The sequence below is a fragment of the Shewanella sp. DAU305 genome, from assembly GCF_026802235.1.
In the GTDB taxonomy this organism is placed as follows: Bacteria; Pseudomonadota; Gammaproteobacteria; order Enterobacterales; family Shewanellaceae; genus Shewanella; species Shewanella baltica.
This window is the reverse complement of the sequence record NZ_CP113808.1, coordinates 2,832,091-2,844,828: the sequence shown is the minus strand read 5'-3', so window position 1 is coordinate 2,844,828 and position 12,738 is coordinate 2,832,091. Positions and strand designations below refer to the sequence as shown.

The window sequence follows — 12,738 nt, the reverse complement described above, 5'->3', positions numbered from 1 at the left end:
ATTTTTATTGAATAATTTAACCCTTTTTTATCTCTGCCGCGTTTATAGGGACAGAACAACGACAAACTTGTCGACATCCATTCAGTTCGATTAGGAGAAACAAGATGAAATTGAAGACCTTATTTAGCGTTAGCACTGTTCCCCTTGCATTTGCATTATTGTCATTCAATGCTGCGGCAGTTAGCCCGCCACACCCAACAGGATTAGATGCGCCTATGATCAGCATTCAACGTTTTGACCCAAAAGATTACAGCGCACAGGAAGCGACTAAGATGTTCCCTGCTCCGGCGGCCGGTATGGTGCAGCACATCCTGAGTTTGCCTAAGTTAGAAAACGAAGATGACTACATGATCGAAATCCAAATTGGCCAGACTCAAATGGTCGATTGCAATAAGCATGGATTAAACGGGGAATTGAAGGAACTGACAGTACAAGGTTGGGGTTATAGCTACTATCAAGTGGATGAAATCGCTGAAGGGCCGAGCACTATGATGGCCTGTTTCGAATTGGCGAAGAAAGAGGCTTTTGTACGTATTCCAGGTGAACTAAAAATGCGCTACGACAGTCGTTTACCTAAGGTATTTTATCTACCAGAAGGCGCTGAACTGCGTTTCAGAACGTGGAAAGTGGATTCAACCTATCAATATTCCAAGTAAGTAGCACGATTTTAACGCTCGAGTCATCAATCGAATGCGCTTCGAGTCTTTGCTGATTGATAAAAGCAAAGACTCGAAGAACATTAACTAGAATCGTTTAATTCTAACGACTTGCATGATTTCTATCTCAAACCCCGCCACAGTTTCTGTCTCTGGGTAATAGATGACATTGATCTTTTGCCCTTGCAGATTACGATATTTTTTCACCCGTCTGAATTTAAACGGTACATCACAATCTTCAATCATAACAGTATGTTGTACCCACTCTGCCTTTTCCCTTTGCATATGGGAAACCACAGTCACACCTTCAGAGTGAACTAAATGTTCATGGGTGGCTAACATCTTTTTTACGGCCTTATTCATGTTCAACTCTTTTATCATCTAGTTGCGACAACAGTGACTCAACTTTCTGTTTAATTTCAGCATATCTCAATTTTTCACAGCGGCCGAAGCCACTTAACTTACGCACTTGAAAACGACTCACCAAAGGCACCGACATGCCTGCGAGGCAACGACAATAGGTATCGAGTGACAAAGTCTCAATCCCTTTAGCCGTTAAATGATGTTTCAACTCACGTAAATCAGCCAATATCTGCTGATCTGTCGGCCAAGTCGGTTCAGTCGAATAGCGCAACTTAGCAATATTGCCGCGGCAAACACTGCAATGACCGCAGACCGCTGGCGTCTCATTATCATCAAAATAACGGGATAAATTGTGGCTTAAGCACGTCTCAAGTTCAAAAAAGCGGACTAACTGCGCGATTCGCGCAATTTCTTTCTGCTCTTTATCGATAAAATAATGGTACAGCTCATCGATGAGTTCGGGACGCGCTAATGCGGCAACATCCACCCGATACACATCGGTAATTCGTTTAGTTTCTAATTCAATCAACTGATGTTCAGCTAAATATTCCAGCGCGGCTAACACGCGGCTGCGCTCATGACCCGTTGCACTGTACAAGGCATCAAAATCTAACGCGCCCCATATTTTCTTCATCTGCGTATGATTAAAAATCTGCGTCAAAAACGCCTGCCGCTCGGGATTAAATCGGCTCAGAATGGCGTGTTTGTCGACCAAAAACTTGTAATTAACATCGGCGTAGTAAGCAAATAACGGCTTAACCACACCTAAAATTTCTAGCTGCACAAGTAACGTTTTTAACGGTAACTGGCGAATATTACTCGCCGTCGACACGCCATTGAGCTGACATTCCCACTGACCGGAATCTTGTTCAAGTCGAATAGCCTCAATGACTTGTGCTATACCTTCTCGCTCCGGCGTATCGCCATATACAAAATTCTCAACGGTATTGAGCCCGTCAAGATTGGCCAAAGTGACACAATGGGATAACGCACCATCACGCCCTGCTCTGCCGATTTCTTGGCTGTAGTTTTCAATGGATTTAGGCAAATCGTAGTGGATCACAAAACGAATATTGCTCTTATCGATTCCCATGCCAAAAGCGATGGTTGCCACTACCACTTGCAGCTTATCCTGCATAAAATCATTTTGAATTTGTTGACGTTTTTCATCTTCAAATCCAGCATGATAGGCACTGGCGACGATACCTTGTTGGCTCAAGAGTCGTGCGACCGTTTCGGCGGTTTGCTGCAAAGTTACATACACAATGCCGGCACCTGAGAATGAAGCTATCTGCTGAACCAGTAAGGCATTCTTCTCTTGCGTTGATACAGGCAGAACAGTCAAATCTAAATTGGGTCGATAAAATCCCGTTTGCACTATGTGTTCAGGCGCAATATCAAAGCGCTTAGCCATATCCAGTTTCACTTTACGTGTTGCTGTGGCCGTCAATAACAGTACCAATGGGATCTCAAGCTCACGCCGATAGTCGGGCAATTTAAGATAATCGGGCCGAAAATTATGGCCCCACTCTGAAATACAATGCGCCTCATCGACGACCAGCATGGACAGCGGAACCGATTGAATAAATTGCCGAAAACGTTCATTTTTGAAACGCTCCACCGACACCATCAAGATTTTCAGCTTGCCAGAGCGCGCATCTGCCATCACTTGCTGACTCTGCTCGGCGCTTAAGGTTGAATCTATGCTGGCCGCATGAATTCCCTTAGATTGTAAAAACTCCAGCTGATCTTTCATCAAGGCGAGTAAAGGCGAAATCACTAAACTCAAATGGGGTAACTGCAATGCTGTAAATTGATAACAAAGGGATTTACCAGAACCCGTCGGAAAAATCGCTAAACTCGACTTCCCCGCCAACAGTTGTGTTATCGTTTGCGCTTGGCCAGGGCGAAATTCAGAAAACCCGAAATCCTGCTGCAACAAACTAATGTATGGATTGGTTTCTGGAATGGGATTGAACATCAACCGTCCTTTACACTCATCCTTACCACCCAAAAAATTCGGGTATACCGCAAGAAAAAGATTCAGCATTAAGTGAGTCGACTAGTCTAGCAAATTTTGAGGTACTTTACGGAGTTAATTACCGACAACTGAGTTTTGGAGCTGAATTTATCGGTTGAAAACCATGATGCCGCAGATAAACTGTGACAGTTAATCTATTGATTTTATAAGAAGTAATTGGCTGTTTTTATAAAAACTTGAATGCGAAAATAAAAACGACTTTAAAAAATGAGCGATGGATAATATAAGCGCCGAGGCTAGAGCTTAGGTTAATCTCGGCAACATGCAGTCTCCAGTTTAAGGTTTTCTCGCAAGGTATAAATTAATCAGCGAGGTGAGTTTATCCTGAAATCTTTCTTCAAAACTATCAATATCACGTCCGATAGAGACAAGATATTTAGTCGCTTGTTCGCGGGAAAGTAATTTATTGGCAACACTGTATTGCATCTCTTCCAAGGTTTTATCGTATCTTGGGATCAGCAACCAAGTGCCAACATCGACGTCGAAATGTTGCATCGCTTTCTGGGCCAAAGCACAAAAAGCCTCAATATGATCCACACCATCTGGTCCGAGACAGCCAGGCTCAATTCGGCACAGGACAGCAATTTTCCTATCATTTTCAATGCTTACACTCATTTCTGATGCCCCATGTTACCAAGTCTTAAACTTAAAAATCCCTTTAAACTTAACAGCAATTTTACGTGTCTGCACAGATAAGTCACGGCTTACTTGCTCATTTAAGCGATTATTAACAAATCCATTTTAGGCGATATTGCGACGTCATAATAAAGATCAACAGAACTTAACTCTGCCCATTTTATTTCAGGACGAGACAAGCCAGAGATTATTCATCAAGCATATCGTCGACACTCATATTGTCATCTAGGTCATCTGGATGCTGCAAATGGCTTTGTGAGATTTCGGCATCATGCTCTGACAATAAGTTATCAATTGCCTGATCAAAACTGTCTAACTTTTGTGTCTCCATATAACGCTTTAATCTCTGAATAATATCCCTGCTTACCTCTATATGGGATTTTTTCTGACGCTTTTTTATTTGAGATAGCTCTTTACGAACCATGCGCCAACCCAAATCAGTAAAATACTGATTGAGCATTTTGTTTACATTCTTAAGCTCGTTGTCGAGTCGCTGTGTCTTTTTACGTAATCGGACCAATTCATTTAACTGTGTCACCAACTCAGTATAGGAAACCGTTTGTAACTCAGCGTCACAAAACCAATCTGGCTTAGATGCCACAGCTTCAGGATTGATAAGGCGATAAATTAAGGGTAAGGCAAAAATTAATTCTGCTTCCTCAAGCAATAATAATTTTCTTCCTGCTGTCGGTTTGTCTTGTTGATATATCCAAGCTTGCGGTTCCATAAATACGTTTCTTTAGTTAAGTATGCGTTTAATGCGGATGAAATAAATGGGACCTCACATGCTAGTACAAATCGACAAGTATTAATATATGGTTCAACCATTTTATTGACTGGGAATCGATTCCTTATGCTTCATTTTGCCTTAGGCAGAAATAGCTCAACTCATAACAGGCTAAGAACCTGATAAGCGGTTGTCGTTATTAGCTTAAATTTCGCCCAACACACAAGTCTAGTTTAGGGCATACCATTCATGCAAACCAATAAAATGGTTAAACCATTCTTTAAAATTGTGCATCTGTGGCTAACCAAGCTAGAAACTATCGCATATAGGAAGTACGAATTTCATACTATTATTGCCTTTATTTTTACATCCGCTTAATTAATCACCATTGTCAGAATAGGTTTATCTTGGCTGTTTTTTAAACTAAACAATCCAACTAAATGTTATTTCATGCACCCTCCTCTAATAAAAGAGGATTATTTAAACAAATAAGCACTCTACCAGTGATAATGACGATTATCACTGGTAGATATAGCTATGATTTGCGTATAATTACGCCTTCTTAATTCGATATCAGGTGACTTCTACGGCATGTCTAAAATGATCCGGACAAATAGTAATGCTCAAAATAACGCCAATATATCGAATGAAAGAGCGACTGGCTCAGATCATCACCATAATAACCGTGCTGAACAGCCACGTTTTTTTGAAGAGACTTTCCTACCACAATCTGTTCGCAATGATTATTTAAGCGCCGCCGAAGAAACTGAATACGAAATTTCAGTTAACACTCGCCGTGTTTATAATACGAGCTTCAGTGTATTTAGCCGTTATTGTGCCGAGCACCAACTTCAGGCCCTGCCCGCAGATCCACGAAGCGTCATTTCATTTATTGGTCATCAAAAAGAATTGTTCCAAGAAAGCACTGGCGTTCAACTTTCAAAGCAAACATTAACCACAAGGTTGGCAGCAATTCGCTACCATCATATTCAAGCGGGATTTCACTCGCCAACCGAACATCCTCTGGTGATCAGAGTAATGCGCGGTTTGAGCAGAAATCAATCTCGCCATGTAAGTGACTATGATCAGCAACCCATTATGTATGATGAAGTGGAAATGTTGATCCAAGCTATCGATGAGCAAGTGCAGCCATTAACCCGAGCGCGAGACAAAGCGATTATTCAATTAGGATTACAAGGTGGGTTTCGTCGTTCTGAACTGGCAGATATAAAAGTTCAGTATGTCAGTTTTCTGCGTAACAAATTAAAAGTGCGCCTGCCCTATTCGAAGAGTAATCAGCAAGGCCAACGGGAATGGAAAGACCTGCCAGACCATGAACCCTTTGCAGCACTCGACGCCGTGAAAAATTGGTTATCGTTAGCCAATATTGAAGACGGACATTTATTTAGATCGCTTTCCCGTGATGGAAAAAATTTACGTCCGTATCAAATGAAAGACCGACATTCCGGATCTAGTTCATTACTGAATAAAAATAGTGGTTTCCTTACCGGCGATGATATTTATCGCATCATTAAAAAATATTGTACTAAAGCAGGACTGCCCGCCAAATTTTATGGTGCCCACAGTTTGCGCAGTGGCTGCGTAACACAACTGCATGAAAATAATAAAGATCACTTGTACATCATGGCCAGAACCGGACATACCGATCCGCGCTCACTTCGTCATTATTTAAAACCAAAAGACTGAAACTTGACGATCACAGGTTAAGCATTAACTCCTTCGTTTTAACCTGAGAAATAGACTTCACTTTATTATTCTAAGCAGGAAAAGGATTTCATTAAAAGGACATTAATGTACAGAACTAATAAGTATTAATGGAAACACATTAGATAATTATATAAATTAACAATTTAAGTTATATTAAAAACATAAAATTAGAGCAATAAATCTAATTAATGTTATTTTAAGATTGATATATTTCTAACCTAAAATACTTATCACATCCAATTTAACATTCTTAAAACATATAAGCTTGGTTAGTATGTAAATTATTCCTGTAATATAAAATCAGCTTTATTGTCATATTGGTACTTTAGCCTTAGGCACGAAATTTAATTCATCGTACTAGCCGGAGTAAAATATGAGTAAGGCCACCTTTGATCCTACACTTTATAATAAAAGTAATAATGAACCCTTTAATCAAGTGTTGGATAAGCATTTATCTCGCCGTAATTTCGTAAAAAGTGGCTTAGGCCTCAGCGCTATGACTGCTTTTGCCAGTGTTGGCTTAACCGCTTGTGGTTCAGACAATGAAACTGTTCCTAAACCTGTCGATCCAGTCACGCCAGTGCCACCGACTAAAAGTAGCGCTAAGCTTAACTTTACATCGGTTGCGGGTTCTCGCTTAGATGCGGTTGTCGTGCCAGAAGGTTACACAGCGCAGGTGTTAGCACCTTGGGGCACGCCATTAAACGCAAAAGCGGCGCCATGGAAAAACGATGGTAGTAACACGGCCGATGACCAAGCCAACTCAGTGGGCATGCACCACGATGGCATGCATTTCTTCCCATTAAATGATGCGGGTGATGACGGTCTACTCTGCATTAACCACGAATACATTGACGAAGATGCCTTGCATCCTACGGGCCAGACATTTGACCCCACTTCTGGTCTTCGCACTGTTATCGATGAAGTGCGCAAAGAAATTAACGCCCATGGCGTGTCGGTTGTACGTATAAAACTGATGAATAATCAATGGGAAGTTGTCAGTAATGATGGTCATAACCGTCGATTTACTGGCGCGACTGTGATGGATATCAGCGGTCCTCTGGCCTACTCTTCGCTACTCGAAACCCGCTATTCTCCCGATGGCAGCCAAGCACGCGGCACCTTAAATAACTGTGGTAATGGCTACACGCCTTGGGGCACTTACCTGACCTGTGAAGAAAATTGGCCAGGCTATTTTGCCAATCGTGGCAGCTTAACCGCCGATCAGAGTCGCATCGGGATCAGTAAAACCAGTACACGTTATGGCTGGGACGATCTTGCGGGTCATGATGAAGAACGTCTCGATGAATTTGCCCGTTTCGATGTCACGCCATCGGGCGCAAGTGCTCAGGATGACTACCGTAACGAAGCAAACAGCCACGGTTATATTGTGGAAATCGACCCGTACAACGCCACCTCTCGCGCGGTAAAACGTACAGCACTTGGTCGTTTCCGCCATGAAGGTTGTACCTTTGGTAAATTGACCGAAGGCAAGCCCGTGGTGTTCTATTCTGGCCACGATTCTCAATTCGAATACCTCTATAAATTTGTCTCAGCTGCGGCCTGGGATGCAAAGGATGCTGACAGCAGCAACCGCCTGCAAACAGGCGATAAGTACATGAATGAAGGCACTTTATATGCGGCTAGATTCAATGAAAATGGTGGCGGTATTTGGTTGCCTTTAACGTTAGATAGCCAAACCACAGACGGCAAAACCTTAAGCGATAACTTCGCAACCTTGGCCGACATTATTTTAAACACAGCGGGCGCAGCGGACCTAGTCGGCGCGACACCTATGGACCGACCTGAATGGTGCGCGGTCGATCCGTTCACAGGTTCTGCTTATTTGACCCTGACCAACAACTCAAAACGTACCGAAGTGAATCCTGCCAACCCAAGATTGAAAAACTACTTCGGCCATATTATTCGTTGGGATGAAGGCGACAAAGCGACTGAATTTACATGGGATATTTTTGTTTTTGGATCACCCAGCGATGGTAATGCTGAGACCAACTTGTCAGGCTTAACCGATCTCAATCAATTCGCCAGCCCTGATGGGTTAGCCTTTGATAAACGCGGTATCTTGTGGGTTCAAACCGACAATGGCGCAAAGGAAGTTGCCGAAGAAACCAACGATCAAATGCTCGCGATAGTGCCTTCAACACTGGTGGATGGCCAAGAGAAACAAGTAGGCGTAACGGCCGATAATCAAATGGAGTTAAAGCGTTTCTTCGTCGGTCCCAACGACTGTGAAGTGACAGGTTTTGCCATTAGCCCAGATTACACTTCGGTATTTGCTAACATTCAGCACCCAGGTAACTGGCCTTATTCGTCTAATGCCGCTGAACAAACACCAGCCGGAATCACATTACGGCCTCGCGCCGCCACTGTGGTTATTCGAAAATCAGATGGTAAAGAAATTGCAGTTTAAGACGTTATTTAAGGAATATATTTGCTTTAGTTAAAGCGCAAATAAAGCTTTCTTGCCAGAGCAAACTTTAGCCTATATAAAACTCCCCTCAAGTGAAGGGAGTTTTTATTTAAGATAGTCACTAACTTAAATTTTTATATTACACATTCATTTCGAAGATTAATTAACGCTTGCCGCTATTGGCTTGTTCGAAGGCAAGTTCAAAGGCATTGGTAAAGTCTGTGATTGGCAGAAGATCTTCACGGCAACGTCGATTACGGCCCAGTAATGATGATTCAACAAATAAATCAAACCACGTACTTAAGGCTTTGCCATTAGCCGCTTCGCCTATCGCCCCTAATGCTAAGGATGCCACCTCGGCGGTGCCAAGTTGAAAGTCATGGCTGCCTTTACGTAATGCATAGGTTGCCAGCGTGTCGGGATCGAAGGAAAGCAGTGGCAAGGAATGCAAGTAAGGACTCTTGCGGAACATTTTAATCGCTTCACGCCAACTGCCATCGAGCATGATCAGCAGCGGCCGTTTACCTTCGGCTAACGTCGACATCGGCACTTGGTTCAGTATTGTTTGTCCTTGCTCCGCATATTGGGCTGGAAACACTAAATAAGGTTGATATTGCGGCGAATCGAGCAAAGCAAGCAATGCCGCTTCAGGTTCTGTGCGTGACCAAATATAGGCGTGCGTATCTGGGATAAGATCCGCAATCAAGCGCCCGCTGTTAGTTGGTTTTAACACTTCATCGTTGTACATGATCAGCAGGAAACTGGCTTGAGTTTGTAACTGACGGCGCAGCGCACAGGTACAGAACTGCTCACCTAATAGGCATAATGGACAGCGGATCAGTTTTTTACCACGGGCACCAAAGGGTTTAGTCGAAATAGACTTACGGTACTGATATAAATGGTGCACTGCATGTGGGGCTAAAGCCATAAAAAACAATTCTCTTTCAAACTTATTAGGGGTTGCGGCTAAGTTATTCAGCACTTTCCTCTCGCGGTGGCGCAGTTTATCCCTTGGCCGTAAATGGCGCAATCTGCGCAATGCATTATCGGGATAAAAGACATTAGCGTCGGTGCTTGAGGATATATGCTGCTGACTCAACTTTGCATTATGATTAAGGAAATCTCTTAGAATAGCGCAACAACTGCAATACTCAAGTCCATGTCACCACGCAGTATTTAACACTCGATTATCGAGGTTAACCTTTCAGTTACTTACAGAGTGAATATTGACGCTAAATATCAGTAAGGACTTAACTTAATGGGGAATTACCGTAATATCGTGTGCAATCTCTACTCTATAAATGCAATTTCGATAAAAGGTCAATTATGAAACGACATACCCTGCTCGCTACCATGCCGTTATTAAGCGGTGTGCTGCTCACTGCAACGCTTTTTTCTAATGTCACGACGGCCCAAACGCTTAATACCAAAGACATCCAGTCACTTGTTGATTCCGCAGTCAAACCACTGATGGCCGACTACGGTATTCCCGGTGCTGTGATTGGCATCACCATTGAGGGTAAACAGTATTTTTACCAATATGGGGTCAGTTCTAAAACCACAAAGCAAAGTGTGACAGAACATACCCTGTTCGAGATTGGCTCTATCAGTAAAACCTTTACCGCGACACTGGCGAACTATGCACAAATCGAAGGCAAGTTATCACTCACGGATATGACCAGTGATTATGTTCCTGCATTAAAAGGCAGCCATTTTGACAAGATTAGTCTCATCAATTTAGCGACTCACACAGCGGGAGATCTGCCGATGCAAGTGCCCGACAAGGTCACGAATAACGCAGAATTAATGGACTATCTTAAGCATTGGCAACCGTCATTTGCCCCAGGGACGCACAGGAATTACGCCAATCCAAGCATTGGGCTGCTCGGCATGATTGCCGCACAGAGTTTAGATCAAACGTTTCAACAAGCTCTTGAGCAAACGCTATTTCCACAATTGGGTATGGCTAGCAGCTACATTAACGTTCCGAGCAGTAAAATGGCCGATTATGCCCAAGGTTACGATAAGCAAGACATGCCAGTGCGGGTCAATCCCGGTGTATTAGCCGATGAAGCCTATGGCGTTAAAACCACAGCCACGGATCTGCTGCATTTTGTGGAGGCCAATATGCAAATGCACCCGCTAGCTAAGCCACTGCAAACGGCACTCGATGAGACCCACACGGGATACTTTGATGTGGGCATGATGACCCAAGATATGATTTGGGAGCATTACTCCTATCCTATTGATCTTGATAAAATACTTATGGGCCACACTCAGGAAGTGGTGTTTGGCAGTACGCCAGTAAAACCCATAGTGCCGCCCCTCGCGCCGCAGCAAAATGTGTGGATTAATAAAACCGGCTCAACCGGCGGTTTTGCCGCTTATGCAGCATTTATTCCCGCGCAAAAGCTTGGCATAGTATTGTTAAGCAATAAAAACTATCCCGTTCCGCCACGGGTGACTGTGGGGTATCAGATTTTAACGGGCATAGAAAAACTACAAAAATAGTATCTTTCTAGTCGCGACTATTAAAGGAGATATGCCGATTCGCTATCTCCTTTATTATTTGTTCCTTAACTATATTTTTAGCGTGACTTTTTTAGGGTGGCTTGTATTAGGCACCTTATCCACTTGTTTACCTCCAATCTCTTAATAGCCAATTTTTTTAAGCAAACTCCCATGTAATAAAATAGGCAGTGAAGGGTTAATCTGAGTATTAATTGATTTGCAAATATTCGACCTAGTTAACAGACGAATAACCCTACGTAAGTTTAGCTTTACAGCTAAAAATGAAGAGAAAAACTTATGCGTCGCATTAAAAATTATTTCATCAAATCAATATGATTGACACTTGAAGTTACGCTTTTAGGGAGTAAGATGCGCGCAAATACATTAAGTGACCTTTTTCGGAAATATCATGTCAGGCACGCCTCACTCTCCTATTCATCACGATATCGCTCCAACGGCGAGTCAGTCTAGTTTACTGTTAATGATTGTCTTTATGGTCGCCTGTGGCCAAATGGCGCAAACGATTTTTGTGCCTGCCCTTCCGCAAATTGCACTCGGGCTCCATGTGGACGCCAGTCAGCTACAAGCAGTGATGGCCTGTTACTTACTCTCCTATGGGATGTTTCAATTTGTGTATGGCCCAGTGTCAGATCGCGTTGGTCGTAAAATGCCACTCGTCGTGGGTATCGCAATTTTTATTATAGGTGCAGTGTTTGCGGCTCAGGCCACAAGCTTTAACCAACTGATTATGGCGAGCCTTATCCAAGGATTAGGCACAGCCAGCGCGGGCGCTTTATGCCGGAGCATTCCCCGCGATCATTACTTTGGCGACCGACTGGTTAAATTTAATAGTTATGTTTCTATGGCCGTAGTGTTTTTACCTTTACTGGCACCATTTATCGGTAGCGCCAGTGCGGCCTACTTCGGCTGGCAAGCCGTGTACTGGGTGTTAGCAGGATTCGGTGCCGTGGTCTGGCTGTTATTGATATTCGCCTTTAAAGAATCGTTACCTAAGGCGCAGCGGGAACATCAAGCCGTTATCGCATCCTATCGGCATGTCCTGCGCCATAGAGCATTTCGAGCTTACTTGTTTTCATTGATCGCAACCTTTGCGGGTATTGCGGCGTTTGAAGCCATTGCTGGCGTACTCTATGGCCAATATCTTGGACTGACGCCCTTCATGGTCAGTTGTTATTTTGTGGCGCCGATTCCAGGCTATTTATTGGGCGCGCTGATCGCAGGTCGACAAAATAAGCCGCAAAGAGTTATCTATCAAGGTGTTGCGCTGCTTGGCGCTGGCGCCTTATTCATGTTGATCCCGGGGCTTTTCAATTTAGTCGTCGGTTGGAGTTTACTGGTTGGATCGATTTTATTCTTCAGTGGTGCCGGCATGCTGTTCCCTACCCTGACCTCGGCGGCTTTAGAGCCATTTCCACGTCAAGCAGGAATTGCAGGGGCATTGCTGGGAGGATTACAAAATTTTGGTGCCGGACTTGCCGCATTGACTATGTCTTTAGTGCCTATGGGCGGCCAGTTGAGCATAGGTTTATTAAGCGCTGTCATGGTGGTGTTAGTGATTTTGTCTTTGTATTACGCCAGAGATCAAAATGACACTCACCACAATTTGATGCCACAGATTTAATGT

General features: G+C 43.4%; 10 protein-coding genes. 5 read left to right on the top strand and 5 right to left on the bottom strand.

Features of this window, described 5'->3' with window-relative positions:
* The first annotated feature begins 104 nt into the window (after positions 1-104).
* Positions 105-656, top strand: coding sequence for a serine protease inhibitor ecotin (eco, locus tag OX890_RS12065; protein WP_259541132.1), 552 nt, complete (start codon positions 105-107; stop codon positions 654-656).
* 87 nt (positions 657-743) lie between these two features.
* Here the strand turns inward: eco and OX890_RS12060 are convergent, their stop codons facing one another.
* The 4 genes from OX890_RS12060 to OX890_RS12045 all read right to left on the bottom strand — a co-directional run bounded on the left by OX890_RS12060 (position 744) and on the right by OX890_RS12045 (position 4,423).
* Complete coding sequence (locus tag OX890_RS12060; protein WP_006081699.1) at positions 744-1,019, bottom strand: hypothetical protein; 276 nt, start codon at positions 1,017-1,019, stop codon at positions 744-746.
* Complete coding sequence (locus OX890_RS12055) at positions 1,012-3,000, bottom strand: RecQ family ATP-dependent DNA helicase (RefSeq protein WP_268649273.1); 1,989 nt, start codon at positions 2,998-3,000, stop codon at positions 1,012-1,014. Before OX890_RS12055 ends, OX890_RS12060 begins: the two co-directional genes overlap by 8 nt.
* Before the next feature lie 336 nt (positions 3,001-3,336).
* Positions 3,337-3,675 carry a hypothetical protein gene (locus OX890_RS12050; protein ID WP_006081701.1) on the bottom strand — a complete coding sequence of 113 codons (339 nt, stop codon included), beginning with the start codon at positions 3,673-3,675 and terminating at the stop codon, positions 3,337-3,339.
* Between the two features lie 208 nt (positions 3,676-3,883).
* Complete coding sequence (locus OX890_RS12045; RefSeq protein ID WP_268649272.1) at positions 3,884-4,423, bottom strand: hypothetical protein; 540 nt, start codon at positions 4,421-4,423, stop codon at positions 3,884-3,886.
* 591 nt (positions 4,424-5,014) lie between these two features.
* On the opposite strand from OX890_RS12045, the gene OX890_RS12040 reads away from it, so the two are divergent.
* Both OX890_RS12040 and OX890_RS12035 read left to right on the top strand, forming a co-directional pair.
* Complete coding sequence (locus OX890_RS12040) at positions 5,015-6,130, top strand: tyrosine-type recombinase/integrase (protein WP_268649271.1); 1,116 nt, start codon at positions 5,015-5,017, stop codon at positions 6,128-6,130.
* Between the two features lie 394 nt (positions 6,131-6,524).
* Positions 6,525-8,582 (top strand): PhoX family protein, encoded by a 2,058-nt coding sequence (locus OX890_RS12035; protein ID WP_268649270.1) that lies wholly within the window; start codon positions 6,525-6,527, stop codon positions 8,580-8,582.
* A 163-nt stretch (positions 8,583-8,745) separates the two neighbouring features.
* Here OX890_RS12035 and OX890_RS12030 read toward each other — a convergent pair whose 3' ends face one another.
* The gene (locus OX890_RS12030) at positions 8,746-9,510 is read right to left on the bottom strand and encodes a tRNA-uridine aminocarboxypropyltransferase (protein WP_006086750.1); all 765 of its coding nucleotides are present in this window, start codon (positions 9,508-9,510) and stop codon (positions 8,746-8,748) included.
* A 398-nt stretch (positions 9,511-9,908) separates the two neighbouring features.
* On the opposite strand from OX890_RS12030, the gene ampC reads away from it, so the two are divergent.
* Positions 9,909-11,093 carry a class C beta-lactamase gene (gene ampC, locus OX890_RS12025; RefSeq protein ID WP_268649269.1) on the top strand — a complete coding sequence of 395 codons (1,185 nt, stop codon included), beginning with the start codon at positions 9,909-9,911 and terminating at the stop codon, positions 11,091-11,093.
* Between the two features lie 409 nt (positions 11,094-11,502).
* Positions 11,503-12,735 (top strand): multidrug efflux MFS transporter EmrD, encoded by a 1,233-nt coding sequence (gene emrD / locus OX890_RS12020; protein ID WP_268649268.1) that lies wholly within the window; start codon positions 11,503-11,505, stop codon positions 12,733-12,735.
* The last annotated feature ends 3 nt before the right edge of the window (positions 12,736-12,738 follow it).

Coding starts and splice junctions, on each gene's coding strand:
- OX890_RS12030 (WP_006086750.1), bottom strand. CDS start 9,510: ATGGCTTTAGCCCCACATGCAGTGCACCATTTATATCAGTACCGTAAG.
- OX890_RS12035 (WP_268649270.1), top strand. CDS start 6,525: ATGAGTAAGGCCACCTTTGATCCTACACTTTATAATAAAAGTAATAAT.
- ampC (WP_268649269.1), top strand. CDS start 9,909: ATGAAACGACATACCCTGCTCGCTACCATGCCGTTATTAAGCGGTGTG.
- eco (WP_259541132.1), top strand. CDS start 105: ATGAAATTGAAGACCTTATTTAGCGTTAGCACTGTTCCCCTTGCATTT.
- OX890_RS12045 (WP_268649272.1), bottom strand. CDS start 4,423: ATGGAACCGCAAGCTTGGATATATCAACAAGACAAACCGACAGCAGGA.
- emrD (WP_268649268.1), top strand. CDS start 11,503: ATGTCAGGCACGCCTCACTCTCCTATTCATCACGATATCGCTCCAACG.
- OX890_RS12055 (WP_268649273.1), bottom strand. CDS start 3,000: ATGTTCAATCCCATTCCAGAAACCAATCCATACATTAGTTTGTTGCAG.
- OX890_RS12050 (WP_006081701.1), bottom strand. CDS start 3,675: ATGAGTGTAAGCATTGAAAATGATAGGAAAATTGCTGTCCTGTGCCGA.
- OX890_RS12040 (WP_268649271.1), top strand. CDS start 5,015: ATGTCTAAAATGATCCGGACAAATAGTAATGCTCAAAATAACGCCAAT.
- OX890_RS12060 (WP_006081699.1), bottom strand. CDS start 1,019: ATGAATAAGGCCGTAAAAAAGATGTTAGCCACCCATGAACATTTAGTT.